The 15,830-nt window shown below is 62.8% G+C and carries 14 protein-coding genes and 1 tRNA gene; 4 read left to right on the top strand and 11 right to left on the bottom strand.

Annotated elements, in window-relative coordinates; translation table 11 throughout:
• Positions 1 to 30: 30 nt before the first annotated feature.
• The 9 genes from cobA to K9B33_RS10035 all read right to left on the bottom strand — a co-directional run bounded on the left by cobA (position 31) and on the right by K9B33_RS10035 (position 11,345).
• Complete coding sequence (gene cobA / locus K9B33_RS10075; protein WP_224548479.1) at positions 31 to 831, bottom strand: uroporphyrinogen-III C-methyltransferase; 801 nt, start codon at positions 829 to 831, stop codon at positions 31 to 33.
• Positions 818 to 3,427, bottom strand: coding sequence for a nitrate reductase (locus K9B33_RS10070; RefSeq protein WP_224548477.1), 2,610 nt, complete (start codon positions 3,425 to 3,427; stop codon positions 818 to 820). The genes cobA and K9B33_RS10070 overlap by 14 nt, the downstream gene beginning before the upstream one ends.
• Complete coding sequence (gene nirD, locus K9B33_RS10065) at positions 3,424 to 3,765, bottom strand: nitrite reductase small subunit NirD (RefSeq protein ID WP_224548475.1); 342 nt, start codon at positions 3,763 to 3,765, stop codon at positions 3,424 to 3,426. The genes K9B33_RS10070 and nirD overlap by 4 nt, the downstream gene beginning before the upstream one ends.
• Entirely contained in the window at positions 3,762 to 6,290 is a 2,529-nt protein-coding gene (nirB, locus tag K9B33_RS10060) for a nitrite reductase large subunit NirB (protein WP_224548473.1), read from the bottom strand. The genes nirD and nirB overlap by 4 nt, the downstream gene beginning before the upstream one ends.
• A gap of 205 nt (positions 6,291 to 6,495) precedes the next feature.
• Positions 6,496 to 7,701 (bottom strand): hypothetical protein, encoded by a 1,206-nt coding sequence (locus K9B33_RS10055; RefSeq protein ID WP_224548472.1) that lies wholly within the window; start codon positions 7,699 to 7,701, stop codon positions 6,496 to 6,498.
• Positions 7,702 to 7,773: 72 nt separating this feature from the next.
• On the bottom strand, positions 7,774 to 9,018 hold the full coding sequence (locus tag K9B33_RS10050) for a nitrate/nitrite transporter (protein WP_224548470.1): 1,245 nt from the start codon (positions 9,016 to 9,018) through the stop codon (positions 7,774 to 7,776).
• 216 nt (positions 9,019 to 9,234) lie between these two features.
• Positions 9,235 to 10,449, bottom strand: coding sequence for a CmpA/NrtA family ABC transporter substrate-binding protein (locus K9B33_RS10045; protein WP_224548468.1), 1,215 nt, complete (start codon positions 10,447 to 10,449; stop codon positions 9,235 to 9,237).
• Positions 10,446 to 11,027 carry an ANTAR domain-containing response regulator gene (locus K9B33_RS10040; protein WP_224548534.1) on the bottom strand — a complete coding sequence of 194 codons (582 nt, stop codon included), beginning with the start codon at positions 11,025 to 11,027 and terminating at the stop codon, positions 10,446 to 10,448. The genes K9B33_RS10045 and K9B33_RS10040 overlap by 4 nt, the downstream gene beginning before the upstream one ends.
• A 243-nt stretch (positions 11,028 to 11,270) precedes the next feature.
• Positions 11,271 to 11,345 (bottom strand) — tRNA-Gln (locus tag K9B33_RS10035).
• A 122-nt stretch (positions 11,346 to 11,467) separates the two neighbouring features.
• Between K9B33_RS10035 and K9B33_RS10030 the strand changes: the two genes are divergently transcribed.
• Together K9B33_RS10030 and K9B33_RS10025 are read left to right on the top strand one after the other, a co-directional pair.
• Positions 11,468 to 11,983 (top strand): MarR family winged helix-turn-helix transcriptional regulator, encoded by a 516-nt coding sequence (locus K9B33_RS10030; RefSeq protein ID WP_224548467.1) that lies wholly within the window; start codon positions 11,468 to 11,470, stop codon positions 11,981 to 11,983.
• Positions 11,984 to 12,053: 70 nt separating this feature from the next.
• Positions 12,054 to 12,368 (top strand): hypothetical protein, encoded by a 315-nt coding sequence (locus K9B33_RS10025; protein ID WP_224548465.1) that lies wholly within the window; start codon positions 12,054 to 12,056, stop codon positions 12,366 to 12,368.
• A 22-nt stretch (positions 12,369 to 12,390) separates the two neighbouring features.
• On the opposite strand, the gene K9B33_RS10020 is transcribed toward K9B33_RS10025, so the two are convergent.
• On the bottom strand, positions 12,391 to 12,969 hold the full coding sequence (locus K9B33_RS10020; protein ID WP_224548463.1) for a helix-turn-helix domain-containing protein: 579 nt from the start codon (positions 12,967 to 12,969) through the stop codon (positions 12,391 to 12,393).
• Positions 12,970 to 12,996: 27 nt separating this feature from the next.
• On the opposite strand from K9B33_RS10020, the gene K9B33_RS10015 reads away from it, so the two are divergent.
• Entirely contained in the window at positions 12,997 to 13,896 is a 900-nt protein-coding gene (locus tag K9B33_RS10015; RefSeq protein ID WP_318011103.1) for a DMT family transporter, read from the top strand.
• Here K9B33_RS10015 and K9B33_RS10010 read toward each other — a convergent pair.
• Entirely contained in the window at positions 13,893 to 14,651 is a 759-nt protein-coding gene (locus K9B33_RS10010; protein ID WP_224548461.1) for an enoyl-CoA hydratase-related protein, read from the bottom strand. The genes K9B33_RS10015 and K9B33_RS10010 overlap by 4 nt on opposite strands.
• Positions 14,652 to 14,765: 114 nt before the next feature.
• Between K9B33_RS10010 and K9B33_RS10005 the strand changes: the two genes are divergently transcribed.
• Positions 14,766 to 15,755, top strand: a complete 990-nt coding sequence (locus tag K9B33_RS10005) for a bile acid:sodium symporter family protein (protein ID WP_224548532.1) — start codon at positions 14,766 to 14,768, stop codon at positions 15,753 to 15,755.
• Positions 15,756 to 15,830 lie beyond the last annotated feature (75 nt).

Raw genomic sequence — 15,830 nt, 5'->3', positions numbered from 1 at the left:
GATGTTCGGGCGCCGTAGCGATTTCCATTGCTATAAGACGGCAGGATGAGCTTCGAGGGCAGCGGCAGGTACAGTGGCATCCGCATGAACCACCGCCTCCCCGATCAGTATGAGCGCAGGCCGATCTTCTGCAAATGCAGACGCAACGAGCGGCAGCAGATCGAGCCGGGTGCGTAGTCGCCGTTCGTCAGGCAGCGACGCGTCACAAGTGATGAGGACGGGCGTTGCCCCAGGCAATCCTGCCTCGATCAGCGCCTGGCTCAGTTCAGGCGCGGCGTCTCTACCCATGTAGACGGCAAGCGTACAGGCAGGGTCAGCCAATGCGTTCCAATCCAAATCCAATGCCTGCCCTCTACGGCTATGCGCCGTTATGAACTGAACACGGCGCGCCACCCCCCTCAGCGAAAGGGAGATGCCAGCCGAAGCGGCGACCGCACTGGCGGCGGTTATGCCCGGACAGATGCGCACGCTGGCCCCCACAGCGCGCAGAGCGGTTATCTCCTCTGTCGCGCGCGCAAACATCGCGGGGTCGCCTCCCTTCAACCGCACGATCCGCTTCCCTGCCAGCGCGGCAGAAACGAGCATCTCGTCTATCGTTCGCTGGTCCTTGGAATGACGCCCCGAACGTTTTCCTACGCTGACCCGCTCTACGCCCATCGGAATCAGGTCGAGGACGGCCGGGCCGACCAGTGCGTCGTAGAAGACGATCTGCGCCGCCGCGATAAGCTTTTCCGCCTTACGGGTCAGAAGGTCCGGGTCGCCCGGCCCGGCGCCGACCAGCCAAACCTCACCCGGCGCGATCAAGTCATCGGACAGATCATTCTGCTGCATGGAGCGTCTCCTGGGTGGCTTGATTCAGGATGTTGGCAAGTGCAGGGCGGCAAGAACCGCAATTCGTCCCCGCGCCGAGCGCCTTGCCAATGGCCGGGACGTCCACCAGCGCCTGCTCGCGAATGGCCGCGACGATCTGATTGAGGCCGATATCGAAACAGACGCAGATGGTTGCGCCCTTGTCCGGTTGGCTGCCGGGACCGCGCGCGGCGAGAACCGAGCCACCCACCCCTTCCGCCTCCAGTTGCCGGATAAGCCAGTCGCGCGATGGCAGCAGGCCCGTGCGCGTCACCATCATCACCCCGCCCAGCCGACCTTCACTAATGGTGGCAATGCGACGTGTGCCACGCGACGCATCCATGGCTTCGACCCGGTCTCCCTGCGGCATAAGCCCTTCCAGTCGCGCCGGGTCGCCATTGCCCGCAAGTTCGTACAGCGCCCCGCCCGGCACGGTGATACGCGTTGCCCACAGGCATTGCGGCCGCACCGGCTCATCGCCACGCAGGATCAGGAAGCCCCGCCATTGCGTCGTCACCCGTTCAATGCTGGCGGGCGTAGATTTGAAGCCGGGTTGACCGGAATGCGGATCGACCAGCGGACGGGCCAGCAGTCCGGTTCGCCCGCCGCTCGCATTTTGATCGGTCCAGTGGATAGGCGTGAAAATCTCACCTCGCCTTTGCCCCTCACTCAATGCCACGCGAAAAATGCTTTGACCTTGCGCCGTCCGCACCTGCGCCAGATCGCGGTCGGCGATACCCAGCGCCGCTGCGTCGTCAGGATGGATTTCGACCATCGGCTCTTCGCGATGCCGCGCCAGCTTGGGCGACAGACCCGTGCGACTCATCGTATGCCACTGGTCGCGATACCGTCCGGTGTTGAGCGTCATCGGCCATGCCTTGAGCGGTTCTGCCACAGTCATCTGCCTGGTCAGAACCAGCCGCGCCTTGCCATCGGCTGTCGGAAACCGGCCATCCGCGAAGGGCGTCCCCCCCCAGCGAAAGGGCTGCATCGCGTCATAGGCTTCATTGCCCATGGCGGCCTGAGAACGCAGGTTCAACAGTCGCTGCCCGTCATTCTGGTAGGCCGTCAGGCGTGCGTGTTCGCGCCAGATTTCCGCCGGACGATCATAGGCAAAGGCATTGCGCCAGCCCATGCGGCGCGCGACCTCCTTGATGATCCACCAGTCGGGCCGGGCCTCGCCCGGCAATGGCAGAAAGGGACGCTGACGGCTGACGGTACGATCCGAATTCGTCACGGTGCCGTCCTTTTCCCCCCAACCGGCGGCCGGAAGGCGGACATGGGCGTGCGCGCCGGTGTCCGTATCCGCCATTATGTCCGACACGACCACAAACGGGCATGACGCCATCGCTTCGCGCACGCGTCCCGCATCGGGCAGCGATATGGCGGGGTTGGTCGCCATCACCCACAACGCCTTGATCCGGCCTTCATCCATCGCTCGGAACAGGTCCACCGCCTTCAGACCCGGCTTGGTCGCCATGTTCGGCGCCGCCCAGAAGCGACCGACCCGCGCCACGTTGTCGGGCGCAAAATCCATATGCGCGGCAAGGGTCGAGGCAAGGCCACCGACTTCCCGGCCGCCCATCGCATTGGGCTGACCCGTAATCGAAAAGGGAGCGGCCCCAGCTTTGCCTATGCGGCCGGTAGCGAGATGAACGTTGATGATCGCGTTGACCTGATCGGTGCCGCGGATCGACTGATTGATGCCCTGGCTAAACAATGTGACGGTGCGCGGCGTCGCGGCAAACAGTTCGAAAAATTGCTGCAGCACGGCCGGTGCAAGGTCGCACGTCTTCGCCGTGGTCCACAGGTCATGCCCGGACCGGACATGCTCCCAAAAGCCCTCTGGCATATCTACGTGCCGCTGTATGAATGTGGGATCGGTGCCACCATGCCGGTCACACCAGGCAAGCAGTCCGTTCATCAATGCAACGTCTGTGCCTGGCTTTACCGCCAGATGCAAATCCGCCCCTTCGCACGTTTCCGTGCGGCGCGGATCGATCACCACCAGCTTCGTCCCCCGCGCCGCGCGGGCAGCCTGTATCCGCTGATAGACGATGGGATGGCACCAAGCCGTATTGGAGCCGACCAATATGATCAGGTCCGCCTCGTCCAGGTCCTCATATCGGGCAGGCACCACATCCTCGCCAAATGCGCGGTTATGCCCGGCGACCGCACTGGACATGCAAAGGCGGGAATTGGTGTCGATATTGCCCGAACCGATGAAACCCTTCATCAGCTTGTTCGCGACATAATAGTCCTCGGTCAACAACTGGCCCGAAACGTAGAAGGCGACGCTGTCCGGACCATGGCGCGCGATCGTTTCGCGAAAGCGCTTGGCGACCAGATCGAGCGCCTTGTCCCAGCTTGCCCGCTTGCTGCCGATGACAGGATGAAGCAGTCGTCCGGTCAGCGCCACGGTTTCGCCCAGATGCGTGCCCTTCGAGCAAAGCCGCCCGGCATTCGCCGGATGCGCCTCATCCCCCCGAATGGCGACCGAGCGCGCCCCCAGAGGCGTCGCCGCAATGCCGCAGCCGACGCCGCAATAGGCGCAGGTGGTGCGGATCGCTTCGGTCATGCCGCCCGCTTGTCCATCACGGCCGACCGCAGCAGGAAGATGCGGCCTGCATCAACCTTGAGCGGAATCACAGGCACGCAACCCTTGTCCTCGCCCAGCGCCTCTCCCGTCTTCAGCGAAATGTGCCAGCTATGCAGCGGGCAGGTGACGACGCCGCCATGAACAATGCCCTGCGACAACGGGCCATGCTTGTGCGGGCAGCGATTGACCAATGCATGAAAGTCACCCGTCAGCGTGCGAAAGATCGCGATCTCGTCGCCGCCACGCACCGGCAAGGTGCGCGCGTTGCCGGGCGTGATCTGATCCACGGAACCGATGTCGAGCCAATCGCCAATCATCCTACCATCTCCATCGGCCGCACTTCGGCGATATGTTGGTGCAACTCGCCATGCGCGCCGTCAGCGCGTTCAGCCCAGGGATCATCCTGGCTGAAGCTTTGTGAATACAGGAAACGGCAACGCAGTGCCTCGCGACCGGCACCATCCTCGACGATCCGCTGTTTGACATAGTCGACGCCAACCCGCTCGATCCAAGGCGCCGTACGCTCCAGATAGCGGGCTTCCTCGCGATAGAGCTGAATGAAGGCGGCGCAATAATCCATCGCCTCCTGCTCCGTCGTGACCTTGCAGAGCAGGTCGGTGACGCGGACGTGAATCCCGCCATTGCCCCCGACATGCAGTTCATAGCCTGAGTCCACGCACACGACACCGAAGTCCTTGATCGTCGCCTCCGCGCAATTTCGCGGACAGCCCGACGCCGCGATCTTGAACTTGTGTGGCATCCATGACCCCCAGGTCATCCGCTCGATCTTGACGCCAAGGCCGGTCGAATCCTGCGTGCCGAAGCGGCACCATTCCGACCCTACGCAGGTCTTTACCGTCCGCAGCGACTTGCCATAGGCATGGCCGGACACCATCCCCGCGGCGTTCAGATCTGCCCAGACGGCTGGCAGATCCTCCTTCTTGATTCCAAAAATGTCGAGCCGCTGGCCGCCAGTCACCTTGACCATCGGCGCGTTGAATTTTTCAACCACGTCGGCGATCGCACGCAACTCGCGCGGGTTGGTAAGGCCGCCCCACATCCGCGGCACCACGGAATAGGTGCCATCCTTCTGGATATTGGCGTGCATCCGTTCATTGACGAAACGGCTCCGCTGGTCATCGACATAGTCGCCCGGCAACGCGCAGAGCAGATAATAGTTGAGCGCCGGGCGGCAGGACGAGCAACCATCAGGAGTCGACCAGTGCAGCTTCTGCATCACCTCAGGGATCGAACGCATATCCTGCGCCACGATTTCGCGGCGGACATCGTCATGGCCGAAGCTGGTGCATTTGCACATGGTTTTGGGGCCGGACTGGACATCGTCGCCCAGCACCACGGCCATCAGATTTTCCACCAACCCGGTGCAGCTGCCACAACTCGCCGACGCCTTGCATCCCGCACGCACCGCATCCAGGCTACATGCGCCCTGTTCGATGCAGGCCACGACCTGGCCCTTGCTGACGCCGTTGCAGCCGCATATCTCGGCATCGTCCGAGAGCGCCGCAACGGCCGCCTTAGGGTCCAGTGCGCCCCCTCCCGAGGCGAAGGCTTGGCCGAAAATCAGCAGGTCGCGGATATCGGCCACATCCTCCTGCTTCCTGAGCAAGTCGAAATACCAGCCGCCATCCGCGGTATCGCCATACAGCACTGCGCCGACGACCTTGTCGTCCTTCACGACAACGCGCTTATATACGCCGCGAGATGCGTCGCGCAGGACGATATCCTCGCACCCTTCGCCACCAGAGAAATCGCCGGCGGAAAAAACGTCCAGCCCTGCAACCTTGAGCTTGGTCGATGTGACGGAACCTTTATACCCGCTATGCCGGTCGGTCAGTCCATCGGCCAAACTGCGGCACATGTCCCACAGCGGTGCGACGAGACCGTAAACATTGCCGTCATGCTCGACACATTCACCGACTGCCAGAACGTCCGCGTCGCTGGTGACCATATGATCGTCGACCTTGATGCCCCGTCCGACATCAAGGCCCGCTTCTCGCGCCAGTGCTACCGAAGGCCGGATTCCGACCGCCATCACGACCAGACTGGCGGGAATGTCGCGGCCATCCTTCAGGCGGACGCCCTCGACCTTGCCCTCGCCATAGATTTCCGCCGTATCGGCGCCTGTCAGCACGGTCTGCCCCCGCCCTTCCAGCGCGCTCTTGAGGAGCCAGGCGGCCGCTTCGTCGAGCTGGCGTTCCATCAGCGTGGGCATGATGTGCAGCACGGTCACATTCATACCGCGCAAAGTCAGGCCATGCGCCGCCTCCAATCCCAACAGTCCGCCGCCGATCACGACGGCGCTGCCTCCCCCCGATGCCTTGCCCGCTTGCGCTGCGGCCAGCATCGTGTCGACATCCTTCATGTCGCGAAAGCTGATGACGCCGGGCAGGTCCTTGCCCGGCACAGGAATGATGAACGGATCGGAGCCGGTCGCAATCAACAACTTGTCATAGCCAATGGTGCGGCCGGCCTGGCTGGTAACGGTCTTGGCGACCCGATCGATCGCAGTTACCGGATCGCCCACGATCAGATCGATCCGATTGTCATCATACCAGGCACGACTGTTGATGATAATGTCATCGAACGTCTTTTCCCCGGCGAGCACCGGCGAAAGCATGATGCGATTATAATTCACATGGGGTTCGGCCCCGAAGATGGTGACGCGATAACGTCCCGCATCTCGTGCCAGCAATTCCTCCACCGCGCGGCAGCCGGCCATGCCGTTACCCACGACCACCAGATGCTCCCGGACATCGTCCATCGGGACGAGGACATTATCCTCGCTGCTCGTCACCGGCCCCAAACCGTCTTGCAATTCCATCCCCATGACTCCAGAAAACAAAAAAGCCGCCATTCTGGCCTCGGTTAAAAACCGAAGTCAGAATGGCGGCTTTGCCATCATATGTGCCTAGCTGGTTCGTCGCTGAACCGGATCGGCTATGTGAAGAAGGACATCCTTGTCCTTTGCAGCGCAGCATATGGCAAATCAGCCGAGGGCTCAAGTGATTCCTCGAACGCTTTGCAAATCAAATGGCCCAATCGGCCTGCAACCACAGCTTATCGGTATTGGTGGCCAGGGTGCTCGCATCATAATGCGCATAGCGGATCGACAGCATCGCCTTCCTCACCTTCGCAGATGCGAGAATGTCGATTTCATTGCCATAATGCTGATTCAGGCGATCGGCGTCGAAACGATGCCAACTCGCGCCCAGCGCAACCCCAATCAGCGGCCCCATCTGCTTCCAGCCATAGCTGCCCCCGACATAAAGATCGCGCACGCCATTGCCCGGCGTCGTCAGAAACTTGTCGGCCCATCCCTGAAACTTGAAATTGGTCCCAAGCGGCGTTTGAAAACTGGTGAAAGGCAGACCATCGCTGGCCCCAAGCACTTCATAGCCGCCGTTCAGCTTCCAGCCTTTCATTTCCAGCGTAGCGTCGGCCAGCCAGTAATCAGCATCATAGGCATTCGGATTGGCGTGATAATCAGACTGGCGCGCATAGCTGAGCTGGTAGCCGATCTTCATCGTCTTCGACAGGGCCCCGCCGCCCGCCAGCCGCACGCCGTAGGTCTGGCTCGAAAGGCGGAAAGCCTGCACTGCGGCCTCATCCTGATCCACCAGATAGGCAAAGCCCGTGATCGTTCCGATGGGCGCGGCGTAAGACAGGTTCGCGAATATATTGTCGCCGCTTACGGCCTGCTGCCGTGCGCCAATCCCGTCCACGCCCCAGATCGTGCGCACGCTCCACGCATAGGCGACATCCAGTTTCAGGCCCTTGATGGGCGCCAGTTCCGCGCGCACCGCGTCGAACGTCTGCGCATTCTCGCGAAAGCCGACATTGCCGACGAACCGTTCATCATCCAGCGCGATCTTCTGTCGCCCGGCGGTCAATGTGATCGCCTTGCTCCTATATTGCAGTTGCGCGACATAGAGGGCGATATTCTGCGGGTCGGCCACCAGCGGGCGGATCGCTGCGCCATTCAACCCGTCATAATAATGGTCCACCACTGCCAGCGTCCCTTGTCCCACGACTGTCGCGCTGATCGCGCCGCTCGTGGCGGTCAGTCCGGCCCGAGCCCGGATTGTGAGGGCATCGGCCTCTTTGGACAGGCCGTCCTGATCCACATGCTCATAGCGAAGCCGCGCTTCGGCGACAGGTTTCAGCGTGATGTCCCGGGCGCAGGCCGGCGCCGCGACGGCCAGCACGGCCGCCGATGCAAGAAGATATTTCATGGAAGTCCCCCCTTCGGACTGGATGCAATGGAAGACGGCGGCCTGCGATGGGCCGCCGTCCATGCTCTACAGTCAGATACGCGCGCCGCTGGTCCAGGTGGCGCGCCACCTGGCCTTCACCAGGGTAAGGCTCAGCACCGCGATCACCGCAAACCCCGCGAAGATCAGGAAGCCTGACGAAAAGCTGCCCGTCAGTTGCTTGGCTATGCCCAGCGAACTTGCGAGATAAAAGCCGCCGACACCCCCGGCCATGCCAACGAGCCCCGTCATCACGCCGATTTCGGATTGAAATCGCTGCGGCACCAGCTGGAACACCGAGCCGTTGCCCGTGCCGAGGGCCAGCATGGCAAGGACAAAGCAGCCAAGCGCGCCCACCAGCGTCGTTGCGAAAGCGACGCCCGCCAGCGCCAGCGCGGCGACGATATAGACCATCGTCAACGTCTTCACACCCCCGATCCGGTCGGCGAGCGCGCCGCCCAGCGGACGGACCAGCGATCCTGCAAAGACGCAACCGGCGGTGCAATATCCTGCGACGATCGGGGTCAGGCCGAACTGGTCCGTAAAATATATCGGCAAGGATGCGGCTAGGCCGACGAAACCGCCAAAAGTGACGGCATAAAAGGCCATCAGCCACCACGCATCAGCATTTCCAAGCGGCTGGAAATAGTCGATCAGCTTCTTGGGCGCGGGCGGGTTCGGCGCATCCTTGGCCATGACCATATAGGCCGCGAAGACGATCGTGAGGGGGATACAGGCAAGTCCCAGGACCGCGTTCCAGCCGAAAGCCTTGGCCAGCATCGGCGCGAACAGCGATGCCAGAACCGTGCCCGAATTCCCCATTCCGGCAAGACCCATGGCTTTGCCCTGATGCTCGGGCGGATACCAGCGGCTGGCAAGCGGCAGCGCGATTGCGAAACTGGCCCCTGCAAAGCCCAGGATAACGCCCAGCATCAGCGTCCCGCCGAAGCTGTTGACACCCATCGCCCAGGCGCTGAACAAACCGACGATGACGATGATCTGGCTGATCGCACCCGACCGCTTCGGCCCGATCCGGTCCACCAGCAGGCCATTGAACACGCGCAGCAACGCGCCCGCAAGGGTCGGCGTGGCGACCATCAGGCCCTTTTCCGCCGGAGTCAGCATCAATGTCTTGGAAATCATGGGCGCCAGCGGCCCCAGCAGCACCCACACCATGAAGGCAAGGTCGAAATACAGAAAGGCGGCGATCAAGGTCGGCGTGTGGCCGGCCTTCCAGAAGCTTGTCGCGACGGCGGGCGGCGCGCCTCCTTCTTCACGATCCCAATAAGCGGTAGCCATATGACGCTCCCCAATATGCGGAAAATGGACAAAAAAAAGCCGCAGGCCGGACGTCACCCATTGGATGAATCCGGTCAGCGGCTTTGCTGCGAGATATGATGAGAATGGCGATCCCATCATTGGGACGGCGCATCCTGATAAGCGCGCTTCGTCGCGCGACGGCTATCTTATCTCGTGATTCGCGCTATGTTGCAAGGCACAAAATTCCACGTCGATTCAGCGTGGCGCTCCGAAGCCGGCCAAAAATTCGTCGATTTTTTCCGGGTCGAACACACGCCCATCGAAAAAGCGATCCGGCCCCAGCGTCAATTCGCCCCGCCGTGATCCTACCGCCAATGGCAGATTCACCGCCCCTTCCAGCTTCATACTGGCGCCCGGCATGGCGACATCGCTTTCGGCGAGTGCACGGCGGAATATGTCCGGTCGGAACACCGCGCCTGCTTTTGCGGCATTGTCGGGCGAATGCTCGACCATCTTCCAGCGCACAAGCTGAGAATATATCCAAAGGGCCTGGCTGCGCCACGGGAAAAACGTCGCTTCGCGTGCGAAAAGCATGAAGTCAGGATGGGCGATTGGTGCCTCCCCCGAACGCGCGACAATCTGGCCGCTCAATCCGCGACCGATCAACTCCGCCGGTTGATCGACATAGCGTGGATTGGCGAGCAAGGCAGCCAATGCAGAGTGATTGGCCGGATTATCGCACCAGACGGCCGCACGCGCCAACGCCCGCACCAGGCGGTCGACCGTTTCTGCATTGTCTTCCAGCCAAGCTTCGCGAAAGGCCAGTATCTTTTCTATCCCGCGCTGCCAGATGCGTTCGCCGATCGCCACCGTTTCCGCCAGGCCTTCTTCGACGGCCGCGCTACCCCAGGGTTCCCCTGCGATGAAGCCGTCAATCTCGCCCGCGCGCAGTGCTTCGACCGTCAACGATGGGGGCAGCACGCGCAACACCACATCCCGGTCCGGATCGATGCCCGCACTTGCCAGCCAATAACGCAACATCATGGAATGACTGGAAAAGCGATGGACCACGCCGATGATCGGCTTACGCCGCCAAAGGCCGATCGCGGCTGCAAAATCATGCGCCGTGCCCAATGGATCGGCCAGCCGCGCCGCCACGCTCTGGTCGAGCGCCTGGGCAAAATCGCTCGCCATCACCAGCATATTGCCGTTGACGTTGAGCTTGTAAGGAGCGGCCAAGGCGGCGGGCTGCTGGCTCAGCCCCAAAGTTACCGCAATGGCCAAGGGCGCCAGCATTTGCGCGGCATGGACCTGTCCGAATACCAGGCGGTCGCGAAGTGTCGCCCAACTGGTCGTCCGCACAAGCTCCAAATCCAGGCCTTCGGCTTCGGCAAATCCCATGTCGCGCGCGGCGACCAGCACGGCGGCGTCATTCAAAGGCAGGAAGGCGATCTTCACTGTCGTCGTCATATGCCCCCTCCCAGAAGGTCGCTCGCGGTAATCAGCGCCTGCGCCACGTCGACAATCTTCTTCCCCTGGTTCATTGCTCCCGATCGCAGCAGCGCATAGGCGTCTTGTTCCGAGAGATTGCGCTGGTTCATCAGGATCGACTTGGCCCGATCAATAATTTTCCTCTCGGAAAGCGCCGTGCGGGCCTCGTTCAGTTCGGCCTGCATCTTGGCGAAGGCGTTGAAGCGCCGGACCGCAAGTTCCAGCACAGGCCTCACGCGCTCCTTGCGTAAACCGTCAACCACATAGGCGGAAACGCCCGCATCTATTGCGGCACCGATCATGGCCTCGTCCGACTGATCGACGAACATGGCGATAGGACGGGCCAAGGCGCGGCTGACGATCAGCATCTCCTCCAGAGTGTCGCGGCTGGGACTGCCAAGATCCATCAGCACGACATCAGGGGCCATGCGTTCCAATCGTGCGACAAAGGCGCCGCGGGGCGGAACGATGTGAATGTCGTCATAGCCGGCGTCTCGCAGACCTTGCTCCAGCACGGTCGCGCGCAACCCGCTGTCGTCGATAATGACAATTCGCATCAGCGCCCCTTTACCAACGACTATAGCATCGTTTGGACCGCTTGCATCAACCCAAGCGATTATTCGAACCATCCGTGCGAAACAGGCTGACGAAGTGTTGCCTATGACTGGAAGACGGATTTGCGGCCCAAATGCCCGCGGCGCCGACAGGTTGATGACTTCGTCCAATGTCGCGCGCATGACGGCTGAAGTCCGCAGGCCGTCATCCAAAAGTTCAGATTTTGCGGTAGTTTAGGAGAAAACTGGCTGGGGCGGCAGGATTCGAACCTGCGAATGGCGGCATCAAAAGCCGCTGCCTTACCACTTGGCGACGCCCCAGCAGGGCCGATCATCTCGGCGCGGATCGCCATATAACGCGTCATCGGCGAAAGGAAAGCCTAGTCATGATAGTTTCGTGACGCCAATATGCGCTTTGTCTCTTTGCCGGATCACACCCCTTCATGTCGGTTTCCAGTTCCCCCGCCTCGCCCGCCCCGATCTCGCCTGCGTCCCCTCTCTTCCTGCGCGAGGACGAGATCAGGCGAGGGATAGAGATGCTCTATTTCGGCTATTCGGCGCTCACCCGATCGATCGATGAGGGGCTGGCTGCGCAGGGTCTGGGCCGGGCGCATCATCGCGCACTCTACTTCATCTCGCGCCAGCCGGACCTGACCGTCAAAGACCTGCTGCGGCTGCTGGCGATCACCAAGCAATCCCTGGGCCGGGTGCTGAGCGATCTGGTGGAGCGCGGCTATATCGAGACGCGGGTGGGTGCGAGCGATCGCAGGCAGAAACTGCTGCGGCTCAGCCCGTCGGGCAAGGCGCTGGAGGCGGAACTGTTCCGCGCGCTGCGCGAAAAGATGGCGACCGCTTATGCCCAGGCGGGACAGGGATCGGTCACCGGATTCTGGCGCGTGCTGGAAGGGCTGATCCCCGAAGCGGACCGATCGATGGTATTCGGCCTGCGCGGCGGATAGTGTATGCGGGCGAAACCTTCTGCCGCTTCCTGCGCTTATGGAGCTCCATTCAATGGCAAGAGGAGCCACGATGCGCACTTCCCTTACCGCCGCCGCCGCGCTGCTGACCGTCGCCGGCCTGTCCGCCTGCTCGGAAAAGGCGCAGGACAATCTGGACAATGCCGGATCGGCGATCGGCAATGATATGAGTTCGGCGGTAGACCGCGCCGGCGCGAAGATCGATAACGGCCTTGATGACGCCGGTCGCGCGATCGATCATGGTGCGGACAAGATCGGCGCGGCGACCGACAAGGCCGCAGCCGATGCCAAGCGCGAAGCAGGCGAGACGAAGCGCGACGTCGGCGCCTCGCTGGAAAAGGCGGGCAGCGATCTGCGGAACGAGTGAGCGGGCCTGACGCCCCTGTCGCTTAAAAGACCACGTTTCGGACGAACCGCACCGGCCCTGCTTCGTGATTGACGAAGATATAGGGCCGATCGCTGGTGAAGATGAGAAAGTCGCCGGCCACCACTATTTGGGGATCGGCGCCTTCTCTCTCGACCGTCAACACGCCTTCCATGACATAGAGCATCTCGTGCCAGTCGGCCGCATCCGCTTCGGCAGGATAGGTTTCGCCCGCGGCCAGCGACCAGGTCCATAGTTCGGCTTCTCGCGCGGCGGGGACGGTGCCGAGCAAGGTGGCGCGGCTGTCGGGGCTTTGCCCCCGCCACGCCAAGCTGTCGATCCGGCTGTTGTCGCGCATGTCGGGCGGGCGAACAAGGCGCGAAAAGCTGACGTCCAGCGCCTGGGCCAACCGGTCCAGCGTCGACAGGCTGACATTCGCTTCCCCGCTTTCGATGCCGGAAATCATGCGGCGGCTCACACCCGCCTGCGCCGCCAAATCATCTTGGCTGAAGCCGCGCTCGGTACGCAGCGCGCGGACATTGCCCGCAACATGGGCGAGGACATCCGGGCGCCGCTCCTGCGTCGGCATATCTTGACTGTGCAATATAGTGCTCATAGGGCAATGTGCATTATGTTGCACAATGATCCTTCCGACAAGCCTGCAGAAAGCCGAATGATGATCGGCCGCCCCGAACTCGCGTTGATCGGGGTGACGATCCTGTGGGGCGGTACTTTCCTGATCGTGCATCAGGCGATGCGCGAAAGCGGGCCGCTCTTCTTCGTGGGCCTGCGCTTTGCGACCGCCGCCCTGCTGACGCTGCCGCTCGCCCTGCCGGTGCTGCGCGGGCTGACGCGGCGCGAACTGGTGGCGGGACTGGTGATCGGGCTGGGCATTTTCGTGGGCTATTCGCTCCAGACCTGGGGCTTGCAGACGATCAGCAGCAGCACGTCGGCCTTCATCACCGCCGCTTATGTGCCGCTGGTGCCGATATTGCAGTGGGTGATCCTGCGGCGGCGGCCAAGGCTGGCGAGCTGGGCCGGGGTCGCGCTGGCCTTTGTCGGGCTGCTGCTGATCGCCGCGCCCAAGGATGGACTGGCGCTGGGGACCGGCGAATTGCTGACCTTGCTCAGCACCGTGGCGATCGCGCTGGAGATTATCTTCATCAGCCTGTGGGCCGGGCGCGTGAATGTTGCGCGGGTGACGGTGGTGCAACTGGCGGTGACCGCCCTGCTCGCCTTCGCGTGCATGGGGCCGGCGGGCGAGAGCGTGCCGCCCTTTTCCTGGTCAGTCGTTTTGAGCGCCTGCGGCCTGGGGGCGATGACGGCGCTGATACAGTTGGTCATGAACTGGGCGCAGCGCACGGTGTCGCCGACGCGGGCGACCCTGATCTACGCCGGCGAGCCGGTCTGGGCCGGGATCATCGGCCGGGTCGCGGGCGAAAGGCTGCCGCCGACGGCGCTGGTCGGCGGACTGCTGATCGTCGCAGCGGTGATCGTCAGCGAGATACGCTTTGGTCGAAAGGCCGATTAGCTCCGTCGAAACACCGGCGCGCGTTTTTCGAAGAAGGCGGCAAAGGCTTCCTGCGCCTCGGGCGAGGCAAGCGTTTCGCGGAACAGGCGTGCTTCCTCTTCGATCCGGGCATTGAGCGCGGTGGGATCGCCCTTCATCAAACGGCGGGTGGCGGCCAGCGCCTGTGGCGGCTTGGCCATCAGCGCCGCCGCCTTGGCGCGGGCATGGTCGAACAGACCCGCGGCCGGGACAATCGCAGTGACGAAACCGGCGCGGTCGGCGCCGTCTGCATCCATCGGTTCGCCCAGCAACAGCATCGCCGCCGCCTTGGCATGGCCCATGACCGCGGGCGCGAGCAGGCTGGAGCCGGCTTCGGGCACGATCCCCAGATTGACGAAGGGCATGACAAAGCGCGCGTCGGGCGCGGCATAGACGAGGTCGCAGTGGAAGAGCATGGTCGTGCCAACGCCCACCGCCAGCCCCTGCACCGCCGCGACCAGCGGCTTGTCGAAGGCGGCGATGGCGCGGATGAAGTCGAAGGCGGCGGCCCCGCCCTCCGGCCCGGCGGTGAAATCCTTCAGGTCGTTGCCCGCGCAAAAGGCGTCGCCCCGACCCGCGATCAGCACGGCGCCGATGTCGGCGCGGGCCGATGCGTCGGCCAGTGCGGCGGTCATGGCGCGATACATCGCCGCGGTCAGCGCATTCTTCTTGTCCGGGCGATCGATGTGGATTTCGATCACGCCCGCCTCGTCCACGATCGCGATATGGTCGCTCATGGTCAGAGTCTCCCTGTCCTGTCTAACTTGTGCCGGCCCAAGGCGAAGTTGTTGGCGCATCCCATGGCCTGCGTCTATCCCCCCGCCTATTCTATCGCCTGACCGAAGCTGATGATGAACCGCCTGCGCCAAGCCCTGGACCCGTTTCTGCTACTCCTGCTTGCGACCGTCGCCCTAGCGTCGCTGCTGCCGGCACGCGGCGAGGGCGCGCGCATCGCCGGGATCGTCGCGGACGCGGGGATCGTGCTGCTTTTTTTCCTGCATGGCGCAAAATTGTCGCGCGAGGCGATCTGGAGCGGTGCCAAGGCGTGGAAATTGCACCTGGCGACGCTGGGGACGACCTTCGTCGCCTTCCCGTTGCTGGGATTGCTGGTCGGCCGATTCGGCTTCGTGCCGCAGGATATGCGCGCGGGTCTGCTGTTTCTGGCGCTGCTGCCGTCGACGGTGCAATCGTCCATCGCCTTCACCGCGATCGCGCGGGGCAATGTGGCTGCCGCGGTGGTCAGCGCCTCCTTCTCCAACCTGCTGGGCATCTTTCTGACGCCGCTGTTGGTCGCGCTGCTGATGCAGCGGAGCGGCAGCGGGAGCCTGATCTCGCTGTCTTCGGTCGAGGGGATCGTGCTGCAACTGTTGCTTCCCTTCGGCGTGGGGCATCTGTTGCGACCGTGGATCGGCGGCTTCGTGACGCGGCACAAGATGATGCTGGGACGGGTCGATCGCGGATCAATCCTGCTGGTGGTCTATGCCGCCTTTTCCGCCGCGGTGGTCGAGGGGCTATGGTCCAGAGTGTCGAGCGAGGAACTGCTGGTGCTGGCGGGGCTGTGCATCGCGATGCTGGTCGTCATCCTGCTCTTCACGCTGATGCTGGGGCGGATGCTGGGCCTGTCGCGGGAAGATGCGATCGTGCTGCAGTTCTGCGGGTCCAAGAAAAGCCTGGCGTCGGGCGTGCCGATCGCGGGCGTCTTGTTCCCGGCGGCGGCGGTCGGACCGATCCTGCTGCCGATCATGGTCTTCCACCAAATCCAGTTGATGGCCTGCGCCATGCTGGCGCGGCGGTACGGGGCGCAAGCGGATGCCAAAAGCGACAGCGAGTCGGACAGCTGAATCGATTTGGGATGGCGTTCCGCACGGTTACATTATACAATCGTAAAATTATGAATTGACGCTAGGGAATCCTTA

Source organism: Sphingobium sp. 3R8, assembly GCF_020166615.1.
GTDB classification, from domain to species: Bacteria; Pseudomonadota; Alphaproteobacteria; order Sphingomonadales; family Sphingomonadaceae; genus Sphingobium; species Sphingobium bisphenolicum.
This window is presented reverse-complemented; position numbering and strand designations above follow the sequence as displayed.